A 25,984-nucleotide genomic window follows, 5' to 3' on the forward strand; every position below is an offset into this window, starting at 1 on the left:
TCTTCCATGAAGTGATTCAATCTTACCGAAATCGACCGGGGAGGGCGATGTTTCTTCCGGGAGTTGCCAGCGACGCTGAACTCTGACACCTCCCCTCCCCGATGCCGGGAATTTCCGAGTCCCTGCCGGGAGATTTCGTTTCAATCATAGGTTGTCGGTTGTGGAATCGGGTAATTTTGCCCGGACACGCGCGGGAGGACGCCCCAGCTTCTCTTTGAGTTCCGAGACGACTCCCCGGGGATGCGGAGCCCGGCAAATGGCACTGCTGACGGCAACCCGAGTGGCACCCGCCAGCTGAACCTCCGCCAGATTGTCCACTTGAATCCCTCCAATGGCAAACCAGGGAACGCAGGTCGACTCGGCAACGTGCTGCACGAACTTCAACCCTGCAAATTCCGTAAACTCTTTCGTCACCGACGGAAACACCGGACCGACCCCCAGGTAATCAGCGCCGTCAAAGACCGCCTGCCGCGCCTGTTCCGGGGTGTGAGTCGAAACACCGATCAACCCGATTCCCCCCATCACCTGCCGGGCAGCCTGGACGCTCAAGTCATCCTGACCGAGATGAACGCCATCCGCACCGACGGCAGCTGCGATGTCAGGGCGATCATTCATGATCAGCAGAGTTTCCGCACCGTCGATCCAGCCTCGGACCTGTTCCGCATACCGCAGCAGGTCCCGGTCGGACATCCCTTTTTCCCGCAACTGAATGACGTCAACACCCTTTTCGACGCTGTGACGGATGGTCTGCTCCGCTCCGTACCGGCACTGATCCGCTGTCACTAACAGATAAAGCTGACAGTGCTCGAGCCTGTGTCGCGTCTGCAATGCGACCTCCAAGGCTTTCTCAACAGTGTACATCCGATAACGACATTCGGAGATTTTCAGGCTGAGTGCGGAATCGAGGAGCTTGCTGTACTCTTCGAGACTGCGAAGTGCCTCTTCCACCCGTTTCAGGTTCGCCCGCAGCACATCCGCGAGACTGCCCCGCAACCGTTCTGACGCCAGTGTCCCGAGCGTTCCGACATCATGCAGGGTGTCGCGGGAAGCGGCCCAGCTCGCCTGCCCCAGATGCTTCAAGGTGCCGGTCAGCAGATGCCTGATCGATTTCAGTTCCCCGGAAATCTGGGCGTCATTGAGACGGAAGCGGACATAGTCTTCGACCACCCGCAGCCCTTCCCGGGCGCGGTTGGCACTCGCATCGAGAATCCGGTACAGCCCCGCTTCCTCAACCGTTCCCTGATTGGCAGGTCGAATCTGCACAATCGCATGTTCGGGCACCCCCAGCTCCGGCTCGTCCACGGTCACCAGATCGAGAACCGATTGAAGTGTCAGACCGAATGGAGTGAGGACATCCAGGATCTGCTGATCCAGCTCCATCGCGGCCAGCAGAAGATGCTCTGAACCGGCAGGGCCGCTCGTGTTGGTCTCTCGGGCGAAATGATCCGCCCTGCGGATGAGAACCCGTTGCCACTCGGAGTAGTCCGACGGATCTGCCGCTGCCTGCTCACCAACAGGCGCGGGAAGAATCACCCCCGCCCCCCGGAGGATTTCGGTGGCCCGACCTTCCCCTTCCAGCAGGTTCAACACCAGCAGATGAAACCACGACGACTGCCCCTCTCTCACCTGGACCTGAAGTGAGTTGAGCGTCCGTTCTGCTCCGGGTGTCAGGTTGAGTTCAGACATGGGAAGGTCGCTGAGTGCTTGAAAAAGGGGGCGTCGGGTTGAGGTGGGTGACCGATTCAAAATCAGTGGGAAGTTCCGGTCACCCAATGATATCAGGAAAGCGGAAAAGGGGCGGCCCGCAGCTGGATTATGGTAGACTGAAGGCTATCGTTCGCATATGATCCAACTTTGATGCATGCCTCGCCTCGTGGTCCCGCCACACCGATTCCCCGCCCGCCCTCCTCAGTTTCCGGGTACTCCTGATGCGCGTCCGTTGTCCCCATTGCGACCACCGCTTCCAGGTTGATGATGCCGCCCGCGGTCTACGCGGAAAATGCCCTCACCCCGCTTGCGGCAAGGGACTACGAATTCCGCTGGCCCGCGTTCCTGCCCCCCCATTCCCGACAGCCGTCTCGACTCCTCCCTCAGGAAGATTTCCTGCCCGGCGTCTTGTTGCTCCGGGCGTCGTCCTGGCGGGTGTCCTGCTGGCAACTCTGCTGCTTCATCAGGGGGAGACACCGCTCCCTTCCTCCGGACAAACGCTTCTGGCAGGCGAAAGCTCTCCTCCTCCGCCCGCCCCTGCCCCCGCGGCCGCGAACTACGAGACCGACCTCAAACCCTTCATTCAGAAGTACTGCGCCGACTGCCACGGAAACGGGTCGCAGGAAGGAGATTTCGCTCTGGACCGATACGCCGATTTGGAGAGCATCCAGAAGGATCGGGCGGTCTGGACGAAACTGCTGAAACTTGTCGAACTCGGTTCGATGCCTCCCAGCGACGCAACGCAGCCGAGCCCCGAAGAACGTGCAGCAGCCGTCTCCTGGCTGGATCACCAGTTGTTTTACGTCGATTGCAGCACGCTGCAGAACCCCGGCCGCGTCACAATCCGCCGCCTCAATCGCACCGAATACAACAATACGGTGAACGACCTGCTGGGAATCGAATTCAAACCTGCCGACAACTTTCCATCGGATGACGTCGGCCATGGATTCGACAACATTGGAGACGTCCTCACGGTCCCTCCACTTCTCATCGAAAAGTATCTGGCAGCTGCCGAGGCGGTTTCCAAGGCGGCGATTCAGGCCCGATCTCCCAAGTATTTCGAACAGAAGTTCGCAACAGGCAGCCTGAAGACGGAAGGGTCTGTCCATCCCGGCAGCGACGAAATGGTCTTCGTCAGCAGGGGGCGAGTTCTCGCTGCAGCAACCTTTCCACGTGACGGAGAATACCAGCTGCGGATTCAGGCATTCCAGGACCGCGGCGGTCAAGAGAACGCCAAGATGGCTGTCAAACTGGGTGAGAGTCCACTGACGACCATTGAAGTGAAGAATTCCAGGCGGTTCGAAGAGCTCACGATCCCCTTTCAGGCATCCGCCGGACCCGCGGAGTTCAGCATCGAGTTCCTGAATGACTTCTATGATGAAAAGGCCGAAAAACACCGAGACCGGAATCTGCATGTCGGTTCCATTGAACTCGAAGGGCCGCTCGATGTCACCGATGAGGAACGCCAGCGGGTCTCACTGACCCGCTCCCTGCCCGACGAAAACCGATCCGTGCGGCAGGCTGCAGCGGAGAACCTGCATGCATTTCTCCCGCGTGCTTTCCGACGTCCAGTCACCGATGAAGAACTCGCCCGCTTCAGCGGACTTGTCGAACTGGCGGTCGAACAGGGGGGAAGCTTCGAAGACGGGATGGAAGTCGCGTTGCAGGCAATCCTCGTCTCGCCGGCGTTTCTCTTCCGAGTCGAAGGAGGTCGCCGACAGTCGGGCGAAGTCGAGATACTCGACGACTACGCCCTTGCCTCTCGGCTGTCCTATTTCCTCTGGAGCAGCTGCCCGGATGATGAACTCTTCGAGCTGGCACAGGAAAACCGCCTGCATGAACCGGAGGTTCTCAAGGAACAAACCAACCGCATGCTGCGTGATCCCCGGGCTCAGCAACTGGTCTCGAACTTTGCCGGCCAGTGGCTGGGGCTGAGAAAACTGGACACCCGCGATATTGCTCCCGATCCGGAGAAGTTTCCGAACTTCACCCCGGAGATCCGCAAAGATCTGTGGAAGGAAACCGAATTGTTTTTCGGCTCCATCGTGGAACAGGACCGGAGTATTCTCGAACTTCTGACGGCTCAGTATACGTTCCTGAATGATCGACTCGCCCAGTACTACGGGATCGAAGGGGTGGAAGGTCCTCATTTCCGCAAGGTGGACCTGGCTGGCCGGCATCGAGCCGGGTTATTGACTCAGGGAAGCGTCTTGACGCTCACCAGCTATCCGAACCGGACTTCGCCCGTGAAGCGTGGCGAATGGGTCCTGTCGGTGCTGCTGGGGGATGCTCCTCCGCCTCCGCCGCCCGCCGTCCCCGGTCTCGATGAAACTTCGACGAAGAATCCGGATCTAACGTTTCGTGAATCCCTGATACTGCATCGCGCCGACCCAGGCTGCGCCTCCTGCCACAAAACGATGGATGAGATTGGTTTCGGACTGGAAAACTTCGACGCGATCGGACGATGGCGAACCGAGGAAAACGGTCGCCCGGTCGATGCCTCGGGAGCGTTGCCGGATGGCCAGACCTTCAACGGTTCGGATGAACTGATCCGGGTGCTGATCGGCAGACGTGACGATTTTGCACGTTGCCTCACCGAAAAAATGCTGACATATGCCATTGGACGCGGAGTTGACTGGTACGATCGCTGTGCCGTCGACGACATCCTTCAAAGCCTTGAGAAAGACGACCGATTCTCGACCCTGATCCTGGGAGTCGTGAATTCGGCGCCGTTCCAGTCCCGCAAGCGGCTGCAGCAGGCGGAGACAAACTGAACACTGAAACGGGCTGACGGGAAAACGACGGGCATTACTCCAGGAGAGTTTCATGAAACCGATCTCACGTCGCACTTTGCTCAAGGGAACCGGAGCTGCATTGGCGCTGCCGGTGCTGGATGCCATGGTCCCGCGAGCGGCATGGGCTGCTCCCGAGATGCTCGTGCGGAACCGCATGGGATTCGTGTACGTCCCTAACGGCGCGATCATGCAGTCCTGGACCCCGGAACAGACCGGTGAGAATTATCAGCTCTCCAAAACACTTTCGCCGTTACAGGACCTGCAGCAGGACATCCTTGTTCTCTCTGGTCTGTCACAGAACAATGCCCGCGCACTGGGGGACGGAGCTGGCGACCATGCACGTGACTCTGCCTGTTATCTGACAGCCCAGCACCCTCGAAAATCAGATTCAGATATCTATGTGGGAGTTTCGGTCGATCAGCTCGCCGCCAAGAAGCTGGGGCATCTGACGAGACTCCCTTCGCTGGAACTGGGCCTGGAAGGTGGTCGCCAGGCGGGGAATTGCGATTCCGGCTACGGCTGCATTTATTCTTCAAACATCTCCTGGTCGTCCGCCACCACCCCCATGGCCAAGGAAATCAGACCGCGAGCCGTCTTTGAACGGATGTTCGGCGATGGACAGGATCCCAAGACAACCGCCCGCCGGAACTTTTTCCGGCAGAGCATTCTGGATTTTGTCGCAGATGACGCTGCCAGACTCAACACGACGCTGGGCACCTCGGACCGACACAAGCTCGACGAGTATCTGACGAGCGTGCGGGAAGTGGAACAGCGGATCGCGCGGTCGGCCATTCCGATCGACAAGATTCCGGAATTCGTCATCCCGGACGAGCCGCCTGAGACGTTCCAGGAGCAGGTCCGCCTCATGTATGACCTGATGGTCCTCGCCTTTCAGACGGACACGACCCGCATCTGTACGTTGATGCTGGCAAATTCCGGAAGTAACCGCACGTACAAAGAAATCGGAGTCGTGGAAGCCCATCACCAGATCTCGCACCATCAGAACGATGAAGAGAAAATGGGATCGCTGCAGAAGATTGATCAGCACATGATCGAGCAGTTCGCCTACTTCCTGAACAGACTGAAGCAGATACGGGAAGGGGACGGGACCCTGCTGGATCACTCCATGTTCATGTACGGTGCGGCGCTTGCGGATCCGAACAGGCATCAGCACCACGACCTCCCGATCCTTGTCGCTGGCCGAGGAAGTGGAACCATTCGCACAGGCCGCCACATCCAGTACCCGGAGAACACGCCGCTTGCGAATCTGTTCGTCTCGATGCTCAACGGGATGCAGGTGCCGACAGACGTGTTTGGCGACAGCTCAGGGAATCTGGCAGACCTGTAAGCCGACTCGGAGAACTGCGAGTTCGCCCGCCTACCAAGTCAAAGACCGCACTCGGAATTCCGAATGCGGTCTTTCTTTTTCCATTGCCCCTGAAGTGACTGAACCTGCGAGGCACTTCAAGCGACCGCAGGCTCAACGGGCATCAGGAGAGGATCTTCTGCACGGGCTTGCCGTCGTGGGCAACCTTGAAGGGTCGACCGGTCGGGGAGTGGATCACGGTATCGGTCTTCAGGCCCAGCGCGGTCGCAATCGTCGCGTTCAGGTCGGCCGGTTCGACACCGTCTTCCTCGACGTTGACCCCTTCCGGGTCGGACTTGCCGTAGAACTGGCCACCCTTGATACCCGCTCCTGCGAGTACGCAGGAGAAGGCAGCGGGATGATGATCGCGGCCGACGTCGTAGTTGATTTCCGGGGAACGTCCGAATTCTGTCGCGAGCACCACAACGGTTTCTTCCAGCAGTCCCGAGGCGGAGAGGTCAGTCAGCAGGCTGCCGATGGCCTTGTCCAGAACTCCGGCACGATAAGGAATGTTGCCGCCGCTATAGATATTGGCGTGCATATCCCAGCCACCGAGGGTCACTTCGACACAGCGGACGTTATTTTCAACCAGACGCTTGGCAAGCAGACATCCCTGGCCAAAGCCGTTCCGCCCGTAGCGATCGCGATCTTCTGCCTTCTCTTCTTCGAGGTCGAAGGCTTTGAGTGCTCCGCTGGAAAGCAGGGCGGTCGCTTCGGAATAGAAGTCGGTGTAGGACTTCACCTTGCGAACGTCATGGGACGAGCGGAACTTCTTATCGAAGGCGTCGATCAAAGCGATTCGTTTGTCGAAAGAATCTTCGGTCAGGTACTCTGGAGCCTTGGTGTTCTCCAGCCCGCGATTTGGATCTCCGATCGGCAGCGGGCTGAAGGATGGATCGAGGAACCCTGCCCCGGGATGCCGCGCGGGACTTGAGATCAGCACGGTATCCGGCAACGTCTTGTTCTGACGTCCCAGCAGCCGTTGCATCCACGGACCGAGCGAAGGATGGCGTTCCGTCGCAATCTGGTCGTAGCTGGTCCGCATGAGATACTCGCCGTCCTCATGGTCCGCCGTCTTGGTGTACATCGACCGGATGACTGCCAGCTTATCAAACTGACTCGCCAACGTGGGCATGTACTCGGCAATCTGGCAACCAGCGACCGACGTCTGAATCCCTGAGGTCTGCCCCTGATTTTCATGACCGGGCTTGAGGTCGAACGTGTCCAGGTGGGACATCGCTCCGCTCATGTACAGGTAAATCAGGCGTCGGGGCTTTCCACCGGGAGCCGCTTCCGCAGCTGTGACAGCCCGCCCCAGAGTCGGGAGAACGGTCAGACCGAATGCGGTCTTGGCAGCATACTCGAGAAAGGATCGCCGATCGATTTCGTTCAGGCCACGCATGAGTTCTCTCATGGTTCACTCCTCCTTTGCAGTGCAACACCCTGACTGGGTGAAAATGATTTTCGGGAACGATTGTCGTCACACGCAAACCTCCCGAAAGTCTCAATCGACTTCCGGGAGGCGGGATTCGCAGCGACTACTGGACGAACAGGAACTCACGGGTATTCACCAGCGACCAGATGACGTTGCCGTACCCCGGAGGTCCGTTTGCCCGAATCTCGCGAGATGCGAGCGCCAAGTCGTCGGCATCCGGCTCACGGTTCAAGACGGTCAGGAAGACGACTTTCACCCCTTCTGTCACCGTTTTCTTCTTCATCACGTTGTTGTAGATGGTGGAATTCTTCTCCAGCAACATGTGGGTGATTGGTCCGTTGAACATGAACAGCACCTGCGGCACAGATCCGTTCGTCGACGACGACGAAATCAGTTCGCGGTCCGACTGCCCAAACATCCGGATGAAGTGATTGGGAGGCAGCGGGGAAGGAAGCTCTGAAGCTCGAGCGAGCAGAACACCCTTGTACCGGTACTTCTCTTCCCACTGGTTGAGTCGCTGGTTGAGTTCATTTCGACGGTGACGCGAATCCATCATTCCCTGAGCGGTCACTTCCGTGAGGTCAAATGCCGTCACTTCCATTCGCAGCTTCGCATCGACTTCATGGTACTCGTTCGGGTCGACGAGCGCGAGAGTCAGGAACGAATCCCAGACCTGTTCGGCAGTCATCCGGCGAAGAGCGGGGCCGGGGAAGTGATACGGGGCTCCAAACGGAACTTCCTCAAAGCAGGCCTGACGCTGATAGGTCTGCGAGTTGTAGAGCATCCGCAGATACTCCTTCATGTCGTAATTCAGATCTTTCATCCGCTGCTCGAGGAAATCCATCAATTCTGGATTCTCGGCAACCGTGTGATCTGTCATGTCGTCGACCGGCTCGATCTGGCCGATTCCGAAGGTTCGCTGCCAGAGACGATTCGCGATCGTTTTAGCAAATCGCGGGTTTTCTTTTTCCGTCAGCCAGCGAGCAAACGCCTCGCGGGGGGTTTCTCCCTCACGGATCTGTGCCTTGCTGCCAAAGAGCGTCTCCGGCTCAACAACCTGTTCCGGTTTGGCGTCATCGTAAGCATAGGTCTTGGGCAACTTGATCTTACGATCGACCTGATTATTCACGGTCCGCATGTTCACGGCCATCATCCGGTCGAACTCGTAGGAGCCGTTCCGTCGATCTTCTTCTTCCTGCACGATTGCATCGTACTGTTCCTGCAGTCGATCACGCGGATTCTTTTCCCAGTACCGCTTGTCATTTCCACCCACGCGAGGCGAGACGCCGTATGTGAAAGCGGCCATCTGGTAGAACTCTTTCTGAGTCCACCGATCAAACGGATGATTGTGACACTGTGCACACCCGATACGGGTTCCGAGGAAAATCCGCACCGTGTTGTTCATGTTGTCCAGCGGCATATCTGCATCGCGATGCATGTATCCCGTGGCTGGATTCGTCCAGATGAAACCTTCGGCAGTGACCATCTCCTGGACCATTTTGTCCCAGGGCTTGTTCTCTGCCAGTGACTGCTTGATCCACTGACGGTACGGCCGCCCGTCGACGTCCTGAGAAATCCCATCGATGTATCGCAGCACATCCGCCCAGTAGTTGAACGAATGGCTGGCATAGCCCTCGCTGGCCAGCAGTTCATCGATCAATGCAGCCCGCTTGTCCGGCTCTTTCCCGCTGAGGAACTTCACAGTCTGCTGGTAGGTGGGGATTGTTCCGGTGATGTCCAGATAGATCCGGCGGACGAACTCGGCATCCGTCGTCATTTCATTGGGTTTTACATTGTACTTCTCATAGTTCTTCGCCACGAACTCATCGATTTTCTTCGAAGCTTCAATCGCTTCCTGGCGACGCTTTGGATCCACTTGCTTTGACGACACCTTGAAGAACGCCAGTTCCTTTTCCTTCTCTTTGGAATCGGACTTCTTGGCGGGCTGAAGTTCTTTAAGCTTAGCGGTGTCGAGCTTGGCAAGTTCGGTCTTGTTCAGACGCCGATAAGCCTGTGCCCGGCCGGTGAGCGCCGGAATGGAGTTCGGGTCAACGGCGATCGCTGCGGTGTAGTCCTCGACGGACTTCTCGAAATCTTTCTTATCACTGTAAAGCTCGGCACGGAGCAGCAGGGCGGGAACGAAAATCTCATTCAGTCGCAGAGCGCTGTTGATGGACGTGAGCGCGTCATCGGTCTGCTTCTGATGCTTGAAGGCCATCGCCATCTGGTAGTGAGCCCGGACCGAAGCGGGGTTCTTGCGAAGTGCGGTCTCCAGGTCGCTGATGGCAGCGTCGATGTTTCCGGAGATCCCCTGCATCATGGCACGAACGCAGTAGGCGTCCGCATTATTGGGGTCCTGCTTGATCGCTTCGGTGACGTCGGCGGCAGCCTTCTGGAAATCCTTAGCCCCCAGATATCCCATCGCCCGCCGTTCCAGGAAGACCGAAGAATTGGCGTTCAGCTTCAATGCTTCCGTCTGATCGTCAACGCACTTCTTGAAATCCCCCTTCAAACCGTATGCGAGGCCTCGAACGCTGATCGCGTCAGCCAGCTTGGGGTCCAGAGAAAGGGCTTCATTCGCGAATCGAATGGCCTTATCTTCTTTCTGCCAGCCCACGTAGCCCTTGGCGCGGCGAACGTAGGCCTGAGCATTCTCGCGATCTTCCTGCATCGCGAAATAGGCGTTGTCCACAGCCTTGATGAACTGGCCTTTCTCGAAGAACGAGTCCGACCGGAACGTGTACCCCATTGTGCGGAGATAGACGTTGCTATCTTCACGGCCGGGAGCTTTGATCGCTTCGTCAAAATCCTTCAGGGCAGCGTCAAAGTCCTTCTTCGCATTCAATGCGAGTCCGCGCGCAGCGTAGGCCGTAAAACTCGCTGTCGGAGCTGCGGTAATGGCGTCGGTACATTCCTTGATGACCTGATCAGCCTCTCCGGCAGCAATCCGTTTTTGATATTTTTCGATGTCCAGCTGAGCCTGACTTGGCTCTTTGACCTTTTTTTCATCAGCTTCGGCCGCCACCAGCGGCTTCGGGGCCAGAATCGGCATGACCCCCAGCGTCAGCGCGACGCAAGTGATTGTCAGGAAGGTGCTCTCGCTTCGGCAAAGTCTGCTCTTGCCCGGTTGGCGCATCGTGAAACCCTGTCCTAAGTGATTGAATCGCTGAAATTGAAGACATCGCCGAACAGCGTGCCTTCGCCAATCGATTCCGCAAACAACGTGACACCTGCCTGCTGATCGAATGGTCAATCTTCAGAAACAGCCCTGTTGCCGGCGGCGAAACGCTTTTTCAGATTCCCTCAAGATGGAATTCGACCGAAAACGTCAAAGACGACCGAACTGTTACAGGAAAAATCAGAGTTTTTAACAAAACACCAGAATTCTTCTTGGCAATCCGCATCGTCACCTTCGCAATGGCCTCACCGTTTTTCAGGTGCCAGACGATCGAAAACAATCTGACAACAATCTTATCGTATCGGTGTAGTGCGATCCATACTACGCCCGGCCGAATTTGTACGCCTGCGCACGATTCAAAGCACATCAAGCCGCTTTGAGGAAGAGAGCCCCTGTCTCAGGGGCAGATGGCGGCGACTCGGGCGATCCGGACAGCCCTCAACCGATTGTCCACAAACTGCGTGAAAAATCGATCAGGGGCCGCCCCCATCCAACGACCTCCCCAAGCAGGGAGTCCGCCATGCGACTACGCCCGCGTTCTTTATGTCGACGCTTTCAGGACAGCGTCCCACAACCACTGTGGAGCGACGAACAAGGCAATCGTCGCCAGTGTGCACAAAACCCCAGCCAGACCGGCGGTCGGCTCCATACGTGATTCCACATCCTCTTTTGGTGATTCGAGATACATCACCGCCACGAGCCGGAGGTAATACCACGCTGCAATCAGGGCGTTCACTGCCAGGAGGCCAGCCAGCCAGCGTCCCTGTTCCGTCCCTTCCGACCAGGCGGCGAAGAACAGATTCAACTTGCCCAGCAGACCAGCTGTGGGAGGCATTCCTGTCATACTGAACAGGCAGACAGACAAAAGGAGTGCAATCGCAGGATGGGTGCGGCCAAGTCCAGCCAGATCGCTGATGTTCTGGAGCGGACGGCCCGGCTGTGCGGCGCTGGCGATCAGCGCAAAGGCACCCACCGTCATCAGGCCGTAAATCGGGAGATAGAACAGCAGGGCAGAAATCCCTTTGACCGTCGTCCCGCCGTCACCGATCGTGAATCCGACCAGCATGTAGCCGGCGTGAGCCACGCTGGAATAGGCCAGAAGGCGCTGCAGGTTCGTCTGTCGAAGAGCCAGCAGGTTTCCACCAAACATCGTCACGATGGCCAGGATGGTGAGCAGGCACTCCAACGAGCCGACAGGCGCCCATTCCGCTGCGGTCAGCCCCCCGGATGCCAGGGGAATCAGGCGCAGCAGGGCCGCGAAGCCGACCACCTTCGGAATGAAAGAGAGCATGGCTGCCATGGAAGTGGTTGCTCCCTGGAACACGTCCGGGGCATAGAACTGAAACGGGACAGCTGTGATCCGGAAACCGAGACCGGCAATCAGCATCGCCAACGCCAGTTGCAGCATTCCGGAGCTCTTCGTCCCTTCAGCTCCTTTCAGAGCCGTTGCGATCCCTTCCAGATTGGTGGTGCCAGCCGCGCCGAACAGCCAGCTCATTCCGTACAGCACCAGGGCCGCGGAGAAGATGCTCAGCAGGAAATACTTCACGGTGGCTTCGCGCATCGCCCGATCGCGTCGTGGGAGGTAGAGCAGGACATAGGTTGGAATGCTGACGAGTTCCAGACCGAGAAAGAGTCCGACCAGGTCGTTGGCCAGAACCGTCAGATTCGTTCCTGCGATGATCGCCAGCAGACAGGCATGCGATTCCGCAGCGTGTGCGTCGCTGGTCTGATTCCACAACAGCAGCACGAGTAAGCCGCCGAAGAGCAGCGTGATGCCGCGGATGTAGCAGACGAATTCATCAGCGCGGAAAGGGCCTGTTCCAACTGCCTGAGGGTTCGTTCCATACCAGACCCAGCCGGCCACGCCGAGTGCCAGAAGTGACAGCACACCCCAGCGATGGCGCAGCCCGGACGAAGCCTGATTGGACTCGCCGACCAGAAACGGGCCTGCGAGAAACATCACGCATACGGTCGCCAGCAGGATAATTTCCGGAACGATCAAGCCTGCTGCGTGGTTGATCTGTTCAATTGCCGTTGCCACTGAGCAAACTCCTCTGAGCCTTCATCGGATTCGATGCCTGCGTGGCAGCCACCGAATGATTAAGAGATTGATCCTGTGCAAGCTCTGTCTGGACAGGCTGCTGATAAAGTGCTGTGACGGACTCGATGTCCGGACGAATGAGATCGACGAGGGGCCCGGGCTGAACGCCGATCCACAGGCATGCCAGTGCCAGCGGCAGGAAGGCACACATTTCGCGAAGATTCATATCGGTGATATTCGGCTCACGATGCTCCGACTCCTTCAGCGGGCCGAAGAAGAACACCTGAAGTGCGGAGAGCAGGTACCAGGCTCCCAGCACCACTCCCAGTGCCCCGAAGACTGCGTAAATCGTGTGTTGTTTGAACATCCCGCCCAGACAGAGGACTTCACCGACGAAGCCGTTCAATCCCGGAAGACCAATGCTGGCCATACTGATGAAGACCATGCTGCAGCCGATGAAGGGCAATCGACCCGCCAGTCCACTGAGTTCATCCAGCTGTCGTGTGTGGTAGCGGTCATAAACCATGCCGACCAGCAGGAACAGTGCCCCGGTCGAAAGGCCGTGATTCACCATCTGCAGGACGCTTCCGGTCACACCTTCAACGTTCAGTGCGAACAGCCCCAAGGTACAGAATCCCAGGTGAGCCACGCTGCTGTAGGCGACGAGTTTCTTCAGGTCACGTTGAGCCAGAGCACACAGCGAACCGTAGATAATGCCGATCACCGACAGGAATCCGATGGCAGGCAGTCCCAGAGAGAGGCAGGCTTCCGGGAACATCGGCAGACACAGACGCAGGAATCCGTAGGTCCCCAGCTTCAGCAGCACCCCGGCGAGCAGAACGCTCCCTGCGGTAGGAGCTTCCACGTGAGCCAGCGGCAACCACGTATGAAACGGGAAGACCGGAACCTTGATCAGAAACCCCGCCGAGATGGCCAGGAACAATGCCGTCTGCCATTCCGGTGAAAGAGGATGAGCCTGCAGCCAGGACGCGAGGGCCGGGATGGAGCAGGGAGTTGTCAGTCCGGCAGCGGAAACATGCAGGATCAACGAGATCACTCCCAGCAGAGTCACAAGACTCCCTGCCAGCGTGTACAGGAAAAACTTGACGGCTGCGTGACGGCGCTCGGTTCCTCCCCAGATCGCAATCAGGAAGAACAGCGGAATCAGTGTCAGTTCGAAGAAGACGTAGAAGAGAACGACGTCAAAGGCGCAGAACACCCCAATCAGTCCGGCTTCCAGAATCATCAACGCGGTATAGAACTCCGCTGCACGGTCCCGAATCACTTCCCAGGAAATCAGGATCGAAGAGCAGGTGAGCAGAGTGGTCAGAACGATCAGGGCGACGGAAATGCCGTCGAGCCCGAAATGCAGTTCCAGCTGGACCTGCCCCGCGCCTTCGGCATTGGGGGTCCCCAGAGTCAACCACGGGTGCTGATACTGCACCTGCGGCTGAATGGGCGCCCCGGGGGTGACAGTCTTCGGCAGCTGGGTGTAGCTGTTCAGCAACTGCAGCGACACAAACAGCGTTGCCACCGCCCCGACAAGTGCCGTGGCGCGGGCTCCACTGGGCGTCAGCGAGCTGCGGAACAGCATCAGCGAGAGTGCCGTCAGCAGCGGAATTGCCAGCGAGATGAACAGGAGACTGACCATTTTTGATGAACCTGTATTTTCGAAAGGGTCAGGACCGCTTGAACACGAATTCCTGAATCCTGGTTTCTATAGACTTCTCTTCGCCCTACGACCCCAGCAGATTGAGCATGAGGACCACGCACACAATCACGCCTCCGAACATGCACAGGGCATAGGTCGGAATCACACCGTTATGCAGTCCTCGGGGGACCACGCTGACCGCCCGGGGAATCATCGCGACAAACGCAATCAGTCCGTCGATCACATAACGATCGAACAGGGTGCAGAGCTTCGCGAGCATCTTCAGGGGCCAGACGAGGATGCCGTAATCGATCTCGTCCAGATAGAACTTGTTGAGTGACAGTTCATGCAGCGGACGCAGAGAGTTCTTCATCTGCACCGACAGATTCGGAGACTTCAGATACATCAGCCAGGCTGCTCCGATTCCGACCACAGCGATGATCGTACTCAGGATCATCACGCCGATGTGCATGCCGTGGGATTCAACGTGAGTCAGTCCCGGGGTCTGCTGCAGATAACCTGCGAACAGATGAGTCGGTCCGACAACGAGTCCGATCAGCACAGCGAACAGCGAGAGAATCCGCAGCGGCCAGGCCATGATCGGAGGAGCATCGTGAGGATGATGTCCCGCTTCTTCCGGGAACTTCTCTTCACCCCAGAAGGTCATGAAGTAAGCGCGGAAGGTGTAGAAGGCAGTCAGCAGTGCACTGAAGCTCGCGACAATCAGAATCACAAAGAAGTATGTCCCGTGGGCTTCATGATGCGAAGCTTCGGTCAGGACGGCGAGAATATCGTCTTTACTCCAGAAGCCTGCCAGCAGGGGGAAGCCTGCCAGGGCTCCGGCACCGCACAGGAACGCCCAGTGCGTAATCGGCAACGCATGTCGCAATCCGCTGAACCGACGCATGTCGATGACGTCTCCCATGGAGTGCATCACACTTCCCGAGGAGAGGAACAGCAACGCTTTGAAGAACGCGTGTGTGAACAGGTGGAACATGGCTGCTGTCACAGCGGGTGTTGCCAGTTCCGGAACGCCTGCTCCGGCCCCCAGTGCCATGAACATGAATCCCAGCTGACTGACGGTCGAATACGCCATCACGCGTTTCAGGTCGTATTGAGTCAACGCGATGAGTGCTGCCAGGAGTGCCGTTGCTGCTCCAATTCCCGAAACGGTCATCTGTGCGACCGGTGAGAGCACAAACAGCGGGGTGCAGCGGGCGACCATATAGACACCGGCGGTCACCATGGTTGCAGCGTGAATCAGAGCACTGACGGGGGTCGGACCTTCCATCGCGTCCGGCAACCAGACATGCAGCGGGAACTGAGCCGATTTCCCCATCGCACCGACGAACAGACACAGGCAGATCAACGTGATCTTCCAGGGTTCAACCTGAGCGACCGCTGCCAGCAACTGCGGGTCGCCCAGCACATCGGAAAAGTTCATGGAACCGAATGTGGTCCAGATCAGGAAGATTCCGATCAGGAAACCGAAGTCCCCGATTCGGTTGACCACGAATGCTTTCTTGGCAGCGGCTGCTGCACTCGGCTTGCGGAACCAGAATCCGATGAGCAGGTAGCTGCACAGACCCACAGCTTCCCAGAAGGCAAAGAGCATCAGGAAGCTGCCGGCCAGAACCAGCATGCACATCGAGAACACGAACAGGGACACGGCTGCGAAGAAGCGGGCGTACCCCGGGTCTCCGTGCATGTAGCCAGAGGCGAACAGTGCCACGAGGAAGCTCACTCCTGTCACCATGCTGAGCATGATGGCGGACATGGCATCCGCACGCAGATCAATCCGCACATCGAACGAACCGACCTTCAGCCACTGGAAACCGGGGGCCACGACGGAAACAGCTTCGTGGCCGTGTCCGTGAGCGTCCGGAGTCGAGGCACCGGGAATGATCACCGTCAGCAGGATCAGCGAACAGATGAATGAGGTCAGCAGGGCCAGCCAGCAAGGCCAGTGACTGCGGGACTTCATCACTTTCGGGCCGAAAAACGCGGTGACTGCCGCTGAAATCAGCGGTGCACACGGAATCAGCCAGAGTACGAGATGTTGCGTCGATTCGGACATGGATGATCTTGATCGATACTGATGAATTTGAAACGTTGATGATCTCGGGGAGCAGGTGCTGCGTTAATGGCCTGAACTGTCACCCTGCGATCATGAACCTCGTCGAATAGGAATCCTGATTACGTCACTGGTCCGGAGGTTGTCGTCCGGACGCCGCTTCGCAGTGCTGTCGGCAATTCCCCGTCGTTGATGACAGGTGCCCGTCCAGCTGGAGCCAGTCGCGGGAATTCCTGCTCATCTCCCGCCGGGAGCGTGGATGCTTGTTCCAGTTGCGGCCCCGGCAGATCCGGTTCACGCAGGCTGGACCAGAAGTCGACATCCAGCGTTTTGGATTGCTGGAAGAGTGCGAGAATCAGTGCCAGTGCCAGTCCCGCTTCGCAGGCGGCCACGGTCAGTGCAAAAATGGTAAATGCCTGACCTTCCAGCGTGTTGTGCAGGCGTCCGAACGTCACCAGCGTCAAGGAGACGCCGTGCAGCATCAGTTCGGCTGACAGCACGATCATGATCAGATTCCGGCGTGTCAGAAAGCCCAGGGCTCCCAGCACAAAGAGTGCTGCTCCGACAACCAGATAGCGTTCAGCGTCGCCCCCCATTATGTCACTTGTCCCTTCCGCGGCGCCACGATGATCGCTCCGATGCTGGCGATCAGCAACAGCGTTCCCGCGAGTTCCACTGCAAACAGATAATCACCAAAGAGAGAACGTCCCAGTCCCTGCAGGCTGCCCAGGGCTTCATCGCCTGTGGGATGACTGAGTGCGTTCGTTACAATGACATCCGCACTCGCCTGTTGAGTTTCAGCAGCGACGTGCAGATCGGTTTTTTCGATTGTTGCCAGAAGTGCGCCCAGCAGGACAAAGGCAGCACAGGTGGCCAGAAACGGCTGCCGTGAACGCTGATCGTAGATCGAAAGCCCGCTCTGCTGAGCGAGCATGATCACGAACAGGAAGGTTACGATGATGGCCCCGGCGTACACGATCACCGTGGCTGCCGCCAGAAATGGCGCACTCTGCAGCAGAAACAGGCCGCAGACCGACAGGGTCGCCAAGGCGAACCACAAGGCCCCGTAAACCGGATTGTGACTGCTGAGCATCAGAACGGCACTTCCGAGCGCGATGCCGCTGAAGAGATAGAACAGAAAATCTTCCGTCAGCGGGGTGCGGTCCGGAGCCAGAGTCGCCGCAAGGGAGACACCCCCAGCCAGGACGAGCAGCCAGCCCAACGGACGGGGAAGTGCTGCACGTTTCGGCAGGAGAATGAAAACCCCTGCCGCGCTCAGCACCAGTGCGGTCACCAGTAAAATATGTGCTGCGAACCATTCCATTATTTACGCCCCTTCGCAATCGAGTCCGGAGTCGGAGCGATCACCCCGCCGGTCGGTGCCTTGGCGGAACGGTCATAGGATGCCACCTGGGTGGCGGGAGCGAGCGGAGGGAGTGCCGAGAACGCCGCTGCAGGACCCAGCTTGCCGCGAGCGGTACGCACTGGATCTTTCGGATTGTTCTTGGTCTGATCGAAGACGCTGAGCAGCTTCTCGCGATTGAAGACCATCGACTCGCGGGAAGAACCGGTCATATCGTAGATGTGCGTCAGTTCGATTGCATCCACCGGACAGGCTTCTTCGCACATTCCGCAATAGATGCAGCGGAGTTCATCCAGCACGAAGGACTTCGGAAACTTGTCGCGGTCCGGCCATTCCGGAGGAGCTTCCTGAGCTTCAATGCTGATGCAGTGGGCCGGACAGACGGTCGCGCACAGCATGCAGGCGACGCACTTGACCCGGTCCTTTTCATCGCGATTGAGGCGATGCACACCACGGTAGTTCAGCGGCAGGTCCGGCTTCACTTCCGGATACTGCTGGGTCACCGGTTGCCGATGCGTGACGTGGCGAAACGTTGTCTTCAATCCCTCGACAATCGCGGGGACAAACATCGCTTCCCAGAAGTTCATCTCGGGTTCTTCAACCCAAGTCACGTCTTTGGATGAAATTGCCATATACAACTCGGACCGTTAATCAGGTCGAAACTTCAAGGCCAAGAACCCTCAGCCTGAAACCGAAATGTAAACCTTTATTGAACTCGCTGAGCCGGGGCTGATCACGTCTAGTGGCTGGCCAGTTCGGCATGGACCCCGTGAGAGTGCCCGATCGCCGGATGTCCACCTGACTCTCCGGAGGAATGATGTGCACGCACCCGGTGCTTGAGTTCTTTCTGCTTCGAGCTCACGCTGATCACGCTGGCGATGCCGATCAGGGCCAGCGAGCTTGGGAACAGCCACCACTTGCTCCAGTGGAACTGCAACACAGTCATGACCAGCAGAACGTTGCCCAGTGCCAGCGGAATCAACACCTTCCAAGCCAGACCCATCAGCTGGTCGAACCGGAATCGGGGAATCGTCCAGCGAAGGAGCATGATCAACACAATCACCAGACCCACCTTGGCGAGCAGGACTCCCACCTTCACCAGCCACGCACCAGCGTAGACGCTGGTCGGTTCGGCGATCCACGGGAAACTCCAGCCGCCGAAGAACAGAATCACGGTGAGGAAGGCTCCGGTGATCACATGGGTGTACTCACCCAGGAAGAACAGACCGAACTTCAACGCACTGTATTCCGTGTGGAATCCGCCGATCAGTTCCTGTTCGCATTCCGAAAGGTCGAAGGGAAGACGATTCGATTCCGCGAGAGCACTGATGAAGAAAATCAGACAAGCCAGCGGCTGAACCCAGACGTTCCATCCAGCGATCCCGGCATTCGCCTGATTCATCTGGATCGTTTCGAGATTCAATGTGCTGTTGAGCAGCGCGATCCCCAGGATCGACATTCCAAGAGGAAGCTCGTAGCTGATCACCTGGGCACTGGCTCGCAAGGATCCCAGAGCACTGTATTTGTTGTTGGACGCCCATCCCCCGAGGATCACCCCGTACACCGCCAGACTGGTGATGGCGAAGATAAAGACGATTCCGATATCCACTCCGGGAGCGATGATGAACCGGATCCATGGCGGGGAATTTGTCAGATCGCCGAAGGGGATCACCGAAAAGGCCAGGAACGTGGTGAAGACGGTGATGGTCGGAGCCATCACGAACATCACCTTGTCCACATGACCGGGGATGACTTCTTCTTTCAGGAGGAACTTCAGACCGTCAGCGACAGGCTGCAGCAGACCGAAAGGCCCCACGCGGTTGGGACCGATGCGGTCCTGCATCCAGGCGGAGAGCTTTCGCTCCAGATAGATCAGATACATACATGCGGTCAGGATCGCACCCATGACGATGGCAATCGCCAGCAGGGTGAGCAGATTGTCCTTCCCGACAACTTCAATCAGTTTATTCAGCAGGTCGATCACGCTTGCACCACCGGAATCTGAGCTGTGGTTTGTGTCGAGTTCAGGGGAACGCCGAGCTCACCGAGCTTGCCCGGCGTCAGTGCGGCGAGGGCAGGAATGGCATTTCCGATTTCCACGCGGAGATTCCCTGCGTGGAAGAGCCCTGTTCGTCCGGTCAGCTCCCAGAGAATACGGCCGTCCGGACGGGCGTTGCCGGGCGAACGAATGGACCTGTGAATCTCCTGCGCGAGGCCGGAGTGATTCACGAAGGTGCCGTCCCGTTCGGCGAACGAACCGCCTGCGAGCACGAAGCTGGCCTGCGGGAGAACGGGAGAAGCAAGCAGGTCCTGCACGATCAGAGTCTTGACCTTGCTGAACGCTTTGGCTTCCGTTTCGGAGATCCAGCCGGCCGGGTCACCGCCAACCAGGTACACCGCATCGTACTTCCCGTCTCCTGCTTCGCTGACAACTTCAGCAAACGGTTTGACCTTGCCTGCGAAGTGCTGCAGGACGTGTCCGACCCCTTGATGATTCGGGCACTTCTCGGAGCGGATCGTGAACTTGGCCGGCTGCACCGGTTTGCCGTGAACGTCCTTTGGATACGTATCGTCTTCGCCAACAACGCGTACGTGTCCCAGCGCCAGAGTCACCTGCGGCGAGAGCTTCTTGAGCCAGCTGGCGAGCAGATAGGCTTCTTCCACCGTCATCCACGGCGAGAGAACAGCAGCCACGCGTTGCGGCGACTTCTTCGCCGCCTGCACGATGGCTTCACGGGCTGCGTTGAGCACGACCGCCCAGTCACCGACAATCGAGTTGCCGTCGGTCCGCTGTTCCGGGCGGGTCAGACGTTCTTCAGCGTGAATGTACTTCCAGCCGAAACGACCTTCATCGCACATGAACGGGCCTTGAGCCAGCGGGTTCTCACGCGGCTTGAGGCGGTAAACTTTCTCTTCGTTCTGGTCGACGTTCACGCTGCAGCCGGTGCTGCAGTTGGGGCAGACGCTCTTGGCCGAATTGAGCCACCAGACACGCTGCTTGTACAGGAAGTCTTTGCTGCAGAGTGCTCCGACCGGACAGATATCGACGACGTTTCCGGCGAGCTTGTTGTTGCAGGGGTCGCCCGGGAAGATGTCGATTTCCTCGTGGGTCCCGCGATTGATGACCTGCAGCTCTGCAGTTCCGCTGATTTCCCGGGTGAACCGGACGCAGCGGGTACACATCACACAGCGATCGGTGAACAGGGTGATCTGATCGCCGATGTGTTCCTTGTCCGGCTTGATCTCTTTGGGCTCATCGAGACGGCTGTAGCTGCGACCGTATTTGAAGCTGTAGTCCTGCAGGAAACATTCGCCTGCCTGATCGCAGGTGGGGCAGTCCAGCGGGTGGTTGAGCAGAAGGTATTCCAGCGTCGCCTGCCGGGCGTCTTTGACCTTCTGGCTGTCGGCGACGATGACCGTCCCCTCTTTGACCGGCGTCTGACAGCCCGGAACGAGCTTGGGCTGCATGGCGACGGTGCCGTCCGGTTTGGTTTCGCCGACTTCGACGAGACACATCCGGCAGCTGGCCACCACGCTCAGCGAAGGGTGCCAGCAGTAGGCGGGAATTTCGACTCCGACACGGGCAGCCGCCTGAATGCAGTTCAGACGCTCTCCGGGAGCGAGTTCGACTGGCTTCTGATTAACTAAGGCTGTGGGCATCGTGCAATTGCTTCAGTGAGTGGCCATCAGTTCCTGGGCGGGGGTGATCGACCGGCGACCCTCGCGAATATACTCTTCAAACTCGGGACGGAATTTGGCGATGGCGTTCTTCACCGGCCAGGCGGCACCATCGGAAAGTCCGCAGATTGTCGTGCCCGGAATGATTCCCATCGATCCCGCGACTTCCTGCAGAAGATTCAGGTCTTCCAGCTTGCCGTTGCCGGACCGGATACGTTCGAGAATCTTCCGCATCCAGGACGTTCCTTCACGACACGGAGTGCACTGCCCGCAGGACTCGTGTGCAAAGAATCGGCAGCAGTTGTACAGCACATCCACCATGCTGGTCTGGTCATCCACGACGACAACCGCAGCCGTTCCCAGACCCATGCAGCCCACTTTTCCAGGACCGGCGAAGTCCAGCGGTGTATCCAGCTCGTCCGCAGAAAGGAATCCCATGCTGATTCCACCGGGAACGACAGCCTTGGCCTTCCGGCCTTTCCAGACTCCGCCCCCATGCACATCGATCAGTTCGCGGGCGGTGACACCCATCGGAAGTTCGACGCAGCACGGCTTATTCACATGTCCGCTGATGCAATACAGCTTGGGACCATAGCTCCCCGGATCGCGAGGATTCTTCGGGTCCGGTGGAACTCCCATCGACTTGAACCAGTCCACTCCCTTGTCGAGGATGTGGGTGACGCAGCACAGGGTTTCGACGTTATTGACGATGGTCGGTTTGCGGAAGAGACCTTCGATCGCTGGAAACGGCGGCTTGATTCGCGGCCAGGCACGCTTCCCTTCCAGACTTTCGATCAGTCCGGTTTCTTCACCGCAGATGTAGGCTCCTGCACCGCGGTGCAGCTGAATATCGAGATTGACGCCGGTTCCCAGAATGTTCTTGCCCAGCAGACCAGCGGCGTAACACTCCTGCACGGCCTGATAGAGAACGCGGTAGCTGCGACCGTATTCGTACCGGATGTACAGAAAGGCTTTTTCAGACTTGATGGCGTGGCAGGCGATCGCGATCCCTTCGATCAGCTGATGCGGATCCTGCTCCATGAGAATGCGGTTATTGAAGGTTCCCGGCTCGCTCTCGTCGGCATTGACAGCGAGGTAAATCGGTCCGGGATGATCTTTGGGAAGGAACGTCCACTTCAGTCCGCAGGGGAAACCGGCACCTCCGCGTCCCCGCAGTCCGGAATCCATCACCAGTTTGGTGACGTCGGCCGGAGCCATCCCCAGTGCTTTCTTATAAGCACTGTAGCCGCCATCCGCGCGATAGCCTTCCAGCGATGTGGAATCCGCTTTGTGAATGCGGGCCAGAAGGACAGGTTCAAATTGAGGCATGGGCCGAACTCTGGAATGATTATTTGTCATTTATCATTGGGGATTTGTCATTTGTCATTTTTGAAAATCCTCAATGACAAATCCTTAATCCACAATGACAAATCATTTAGTAAACAACGCTCTACAGCTTCTCAATTAACTTCGCGGCCGACTCTTCATTCAGATTCACGTGACACTCATCGTCGACAAGAATGCAGGGTGCCCCTTCGCAGGCCCCGAGGCATTCCGCGTATTCCACGGTGATTCTTCCGTCTTCGGTCGTTCCGCCCGGATGCACGTGCAGCTTCTCACACATGCTCTGCATCAGTTCCTCGCCCCCGCGGAGCATGCAGGAAATACTGCGGCAGAACCAGACGCGGCGTTTTCCGTAAGGATTCTCTTCAGTCCGGAAGATCCCGTAGAAGGACATGGTGTCATGCACTTCGGAGGGGTGCAGCTCCAGCAGCTCTGCGATCTCCCGGATCGCCGGAAGTGAAACCTGATGCAGAGCGTGATGCACAATGTGCAGCGCCGGAAGCGTGACGGCACGCTTGTTAGGATAATTCGGGAATTCCGCCCGAATCTGCTCGCGGATTTCTTCACTTAACACAGGCATCTGCGATTCCGGATTACAGTTATCAGTTCTCAGTCTTCAGTGCACAGCGATCAGCCATCGATGACAGCTTATCGATCCAGTTCAGCTGCAATGATGTTGATACTTCCCAGCACCGCCACAACGTCGCTGAGCAGATGCCCGCGGATCATATGGGGGAACAGGGAGAAATGAACGTACGATGGCGGTCGGGTACGGGCACGATACGCCCGGGTCGTGCCGTCTCCGACGATATAGAATCCGAGTTCGCCGTTGGGAGATTCCGTCGCAGCATAAATCTCTTCATGCGGAACGGTATAACCCCGGTTGGGCATCAGCACTTCAAAGTGCTGAATCAACCCTTCGATACTGCGGTAAACCGCAGGCTTGGCCGGCAGCACGATATCGCTGGAGGCATCAATATTGACCGGACCGGACGGGATATTCTCGATCGCCTGCTCGATGATCTTGATACTTTCGAGCAGTTCCCGCATACGCACGAGGTAGCGTGCATAGCAGTCGCCGCCCTGAGAGCAGATCACGTTGAAATCGAAGTCCGCATAGGCCAGGTAAGGTTCATCCTTACGCAGGTCCCGGACGACACCGCTGGCACGGGCAATGGGGCCGGTGGCGCCCATGTTGATGGCATCTTCCTTCGTCAGGATGCCGATCCCCTTGGTCCGCTCGATGAAAATTCGATTGCGGGTCAGCAGCTTGTCCACTTCGTTATAGACGGGACGGAAGCCCTTCACGAATGAGCGAACCTTCTCAACCCAGTCGAGATTCACATCGAACAGCACCCCGCCTACGCGGGTGTAACTCGTGTGAAACCGCTGCCCGGAAGCGTACTCGACAATGTCGTAAATCAGTTCGCGCTGCTGAAACGCGTACAGGAACGCGGTGAACGCCCCCAGGTCCAGCCCCGTCGTCCCGACGTTGAGCAGATGGTCATGCATCCGCATGAGCTCAGCGAGAATTGTCCGCAGGACTTTGCACCGGGGAGTCAGATCGATCCCCAGCAGCTTCTCGACCGCATTGTGCCAGGCAATCTCATTCGCCAGTGGCGAGAGATAATTCATCCGGTCGACAATGGTGACGTACTGGTTGAAGTCCAGGTGTTCGCCAAGTTTTTCGAAACCGCTGTGCAGGTATCCGATATCGGGAACCGCGTTAATGACGCGTTCACCATCCAGCGTCAGCACCAGACGGAGCGTGGTGTGCGTGGCGGGATGCTGCGGACCGAAATTCAGTGTCCACTGAAAATCCTGATCCGGCGACTCGGGTGGTGCGGTATCGAGCTGGGTGAGTGGCATCGCTGATCAGCTCTCCGCTCGGGTGATAACAGGGAAGTTGTGACGTTCGCCAATTCCCTTGAGCGGGTAATCTTTCCGCAGCGGGAAGGCGGTGAATTCTTCGGGCATCAGAATCCGACGCAGGTCGGGATGTCCCGGGAAAACAATCCCGAACATGTCGTAGACTTCGCGCTCCAGCCAGTTGCAGCTCTTCCAGAGCGGATAAACCGAAGGAAGTTCGGCATTCGGCGGATTAACGAAGGTCTTGACGATCAGCCGTTCGCCGTTTTCCGTATTCAGGAGGACATAAACCACGCCGAAGCGGTCGGTCGCTCCTTCGAACTCCAGGTAATCGACAGCTGTCACGTCGATCAGGGTGTCAAATCCCTGTTCAACCTTCAGACACTCAAGAACCGGATAGATCGAATGGGCCGGAACGACGATACGACGATTGTCACGGAACGTCGATTCGGTGATCTGATCACTGAACCGGGACCGCAGGATTGCGAGGTCAAACACGTTTGGCCCCCTGCTGAACCGCCTGCTCAAGGGTCGGCGGAGTGTAGATGTCGAGATTCACCAGGGGCTGCATTTCGCGAATTCGTCGCAGCTCATCCAGGTCGAACGGGGAAGGACCGGTGGGAGTCGTACGGCGATCAAACTCGCCTCCCATGATGGTCCCGGTCTGTTTGATGCGATTCTGCATTTCGATCAAAGCGGCCAGCAGCTGTTCCGGGCGAGGTGGGCAGCCGGGGACATACAGATCGACGGGAATGAACCGATCCACCCCCTGCACCACGGCGTAGGTGTCGAAGACACCGCCGGTACAGGCACAGGCACCCATGGAGATGCACCATTTGGGTTCGGGCATCTGCAGCCAGATTCGCTGGAGAACCGGCATCATTTTCATGACGACGCGGCCGGCGACGATCAACAGGTCGCACTGACGGGGGCTGAACCGCATCACTTCCGCACCGAACCTGGCGATATCGTGACGGGAAGCAGCGGTGGCCATCAATTCAATACCGCAGCAGGCTGTGGCAAACGGCATGGGCCACAGGCTGTTGGAGCGAGCCCAGTTGGCTGCGGCATCCAGCTGCGTGAGAAACACATTTTCGGGCAGACCTAACGCCATCGAAACACTCCCTTCCGCCACGCGTAAGCGTAGGCGACCACCAGCGTTCCCATGAACACGAGCATGACGCCAAAGACCGTATCTCGCAATTCCACGGGAATTCCCGCTTCACCGAAGGCACTGACCGCCCACGGATAAAGGAACAGCAGTTCCACATCGAAAACCAGAAACAGGATCGCCACCAGATAAAACTTGACGTCGAATGGCTGGCGGGCGTCTCCCACCGGATCCATCCCCGACTCATACGGCATCTGTTTGACTGCCGTTTTCTTGCGCGGACCGATGGCATGCGCAAGAATCAGATTGGTGATCACGAAGCCGACCAGAATGCCGGCGTAGATCAAGAGAGGTGGAATTGTGTCCATA

Annotated in this window: 19 protein-coding genes; 2 read left to right on the forward strand and 17 right to left on the reverse strand. The window is 57.9% G+C overall.

The annotated features are described in order from the left end of the window. Positions 1-144: 144 nt before the first annotated feature. Positions 145-1,686 (reverse strand): thiamine phosphate synthase, encoded by a 1,542-nt coding sequence (locus SH661x_RS23020; RefSeq protein ID WP_437226472.1) that lies wholly within the window; start codon positions 1,684-1,686, stop codon positions 145-147. 242 nt (positions 1,687-1,928) lie between these two features. Here SH661x_RS23020 and SH661x_RS23025 point away from each other — a divergent pair, with 242 nt between their 5' ends. Both SH661x_RS23025 and SH661x_RS23030 read left to right on the forward strand, forming a co-directional pair. Further along, positions 1,929-4,481 (forward strand): DUF1592 domain-containing protein, encoded by a 2,553-nt coding sequence (locus SH661x_RS23025; protein WP_437226474.1) that lies wholly within the window; start codon positions 1,929-1,931, stop codon positions 4,479-4,481. 52 nt (positions 4,482-4,533) lie between these two features. After that, complete coding sequence (locus SH661x_RS23030) at positions 4,534-5,850, forward strand: DUF1552 domain-containing protein (RefSeq protein WP_437226476.1); 1,317 nt, start codon at positions 4,534-4,536, stop codon at positions 5,848-5,850. A gap of 142 nt (positions 5,851-5,992) precedes the next feature. Here the strand turns inward: SH661x_RS23030 and SH661x_RS23035 are convergent, their stop codons facing one another. The 16 genes from SH661x_RS23035 to SH661x_RS23110 all read right to left on the reverse strand — a co-directional run bounded on the left by SH661x_RS23035 (position 5,993) and on the right by SH661x_RS23110 (position 25,983). After that, entirely contained in the window at positions 5,993-7,282 is a 1,290-nt protein-coding gene (locus SH661x_RS23035) for a DUF1501 domain-containing protein (protein WP_437226478.1), read from the reverse strand. Between the two features lie 124 nt (positions 7,283-7,406). Then, positions 7,407-10,439: a DUF1549 domain-containing protein gene (locus SH661x_RS23040; protein ID WP_437226480.1), complete on the reverse strand. Its 3,033-nt coding sequence runs from the start codon at positions 10,437-10,439 to the stop codon at positions 7,407-7,409. 583 nt (positions 10,440-11,022) lie between these two features. Next, positions 11,023-12,525 (reverse strand): NADH-quinone oxidoreductase subunit N, encoded by a 1,503-nt coding sequence (locus SH661x_RS23045; protein WP_437226482.1) that lies wholly within the window; start codon positions 12,523-12,525, stop codon positions 11,023-11,025. Continuing rightward, entirely contained in the window at positions 12,509-14,176 is a 1,668-nt protein-coding gene (locus tag SH661x_RS23050) for a complex I subunit 4 family protein (RefSeq protein ID WP_437226484.1), read from the reverse strand. The genes SH661x_RS23045 and SH661x_RS23050 overlap by 17 nt, the downstream gene beginning before the upstream one ends. 85 nt (positions 14,177-14,261) lie before the next feature. Next, positions 14,262-16,253 (reverse strand): NADH-quinone oxidoreductase subunit L, encoded by a 1,992-nt coding sequence (gene nuoL / locus SH661x_RS23055; RefSeq protein WP_437226486.1) that lies wholly within the window; start codon positions 16,251-16,253, stop codon positions 14,262-14,264. Positions 16,254-16,372: 119 nt separating this feature from the next. After that, entirely contained in the window at positions 16,373-16,846 is a 474-nt protein-coding gene (gene nuoK, locus SH661x_RS23060; protein ID WP_437226488.1) for an NADH-quinone oxidoreductase subunit NuoK, read from the reverse strand. Beyond that, positions 16,846-17,574 (reverse strand): NADH-quinone oxidoreductase subunit J family protein, encoded by a 729-nt coding sequence (locus tag SH661x_RS23065; RefSeq protein ID WP_437226490.1) that lies wholly within the window; start codon positions 17,572-17,574, stop codon positions 16,846-16,848. The genes nuoK and SH661x_RS23065 overlap by 1 nt, the downstream gene beginning before the upstream one ends. Then, the gene (locus tag SH661x_RS23070; protein WP_437226492.1) at positions 17,574-18,245 is read right to left on the reverse strand and encodes a NuoI/complex I 23 kDa subunit family protein; all 672 of its coding nucleotides are present in this window, start codon (positions 18,243-18,245) and stop codon (positions 17,574-17,576) included. Before SH661x_RS23070 ends, SH661x_RS23065 begins: the two co-directional genes overlap by 1 nt. Positions 18,246-18,352: 107 nt before the next feature. Further along, the gene (gene nuoH / locus SH661x_RS23075) at positions 18,353-19,597 is read right to left on the reverse strand and encodes an NADH-quinone oxidoreductase subunit NuoH (RefSeq protein WP_437226494.1); all 1,245 of its coding nucleotides are present in this window, start codon (positions 19,595-19,597) and stop codon (positions 18,353-18,355) included. Beyond that, entirely contained in the window at positions 19,594-21,273 is a 1,680-nt protein-coding gene (locus SH661x_RS23080; protein ID WP_437226496.1) for a molybdopterin-dependent oxidoreductase, read from the reverse strand. Before SH661x_RS23080 ends, nuoH begins: the two co-directional genes overlap by 4 nt. Positions 21,274-21,285: 12 nt before the next feature. Then, positions 21,286-22,620 carry an NADH-quinone oxidoreductase subunit NuoF gene (gene nuoF / locus SH661x_RS23085; RefSeq protein ID WP_437226498.1) on the reverse strand — a complete coding sequence of 445 codons (1,335 nt, stop codon included), beginning with the start codon at positions 22,618-22,620 and terminating at the stop codon, positions 21,286-21,288. 121 nt (positions 22,621-22,741) lie between these two features. Next, complete coding sequence (locus SH661x_RS23090; protein ID WP_437226500.1) at positions 22,742-23,215, reverse strand: NADH-quinone oxidoreductase subunit NuoE family protein; 474 nt, start codon at positions 23,213-23,215, stop codon at positions 22,742-22,744. A 68-nt stretch (positions 23,216-23,283) separates the two neighbouring features. Next, positions 23,284-24,504: an NADH dehydrogenase (quinone) subunit D gene (gene nuoD / locus SH661x_RS23095; protein WP_437226502.1), complete on the reverse strand. Its 1,221-nt coding sequence runs from the start codon at positions 24,502-24,504 to the stop codon at positions 23,284-23,286. A 6-nt stretch (positions 24,505-24,510) separates the two neighbouring features. Next, positions 24,511-25,002, reverse strand: coding sequence for an NADH-quinone oxidoreductase subunit C (locus tag SH661x_RS23100; protein ID WP_437226504.1), 492 nt, complete (start codon positions 25,000-25,002; stop codon positions 24,511-24,513). Beyond that, positions 24,995-25,618 carry an NADH-quinone oxidoreductase subunit B gene (locus SH661x_RS23105; protein ID WP_437226506.1) on the reverse strand — a complete coding sequence of 208 codons (624 nt, stop codon included), beginning with the start codon at positions 25,616-25,618 and terminating at the stop codon, positions 24,995-24,997. Before SH661x_RS23105 ends, SH661x_RS23100 begins: the two co-directional genes overlap by 8 nt. Then, positions 25,609-25,983 (reverse strand): NADH-quinone oxidoreductase subunit A, encoded by a 375-nt coding sequence (locus tag SH661x_RS23110; RefSeq protein WP_437226508.1) that lies wholly within the window; start codon positions 25,981-25,983, stop codon positions 25,609-25,611. The genes SH661x_RS23105 and SH661x_RS23110 overlap by 10 nt, the downstream gene beginning before the upstream one ends. Position 25,984: the final 1 nt, after the last annotated feature.

Origin of the sequence: Planctomicrobium stercoris (genome assembly GCF_051465655.1) — a bacterium.
Classification (GTDB): domain Bacteria; phylum Planctomycetota; class Planctomycetia; order Planctomycetales; family Planctomycetaceae; genus Planctomicrobium.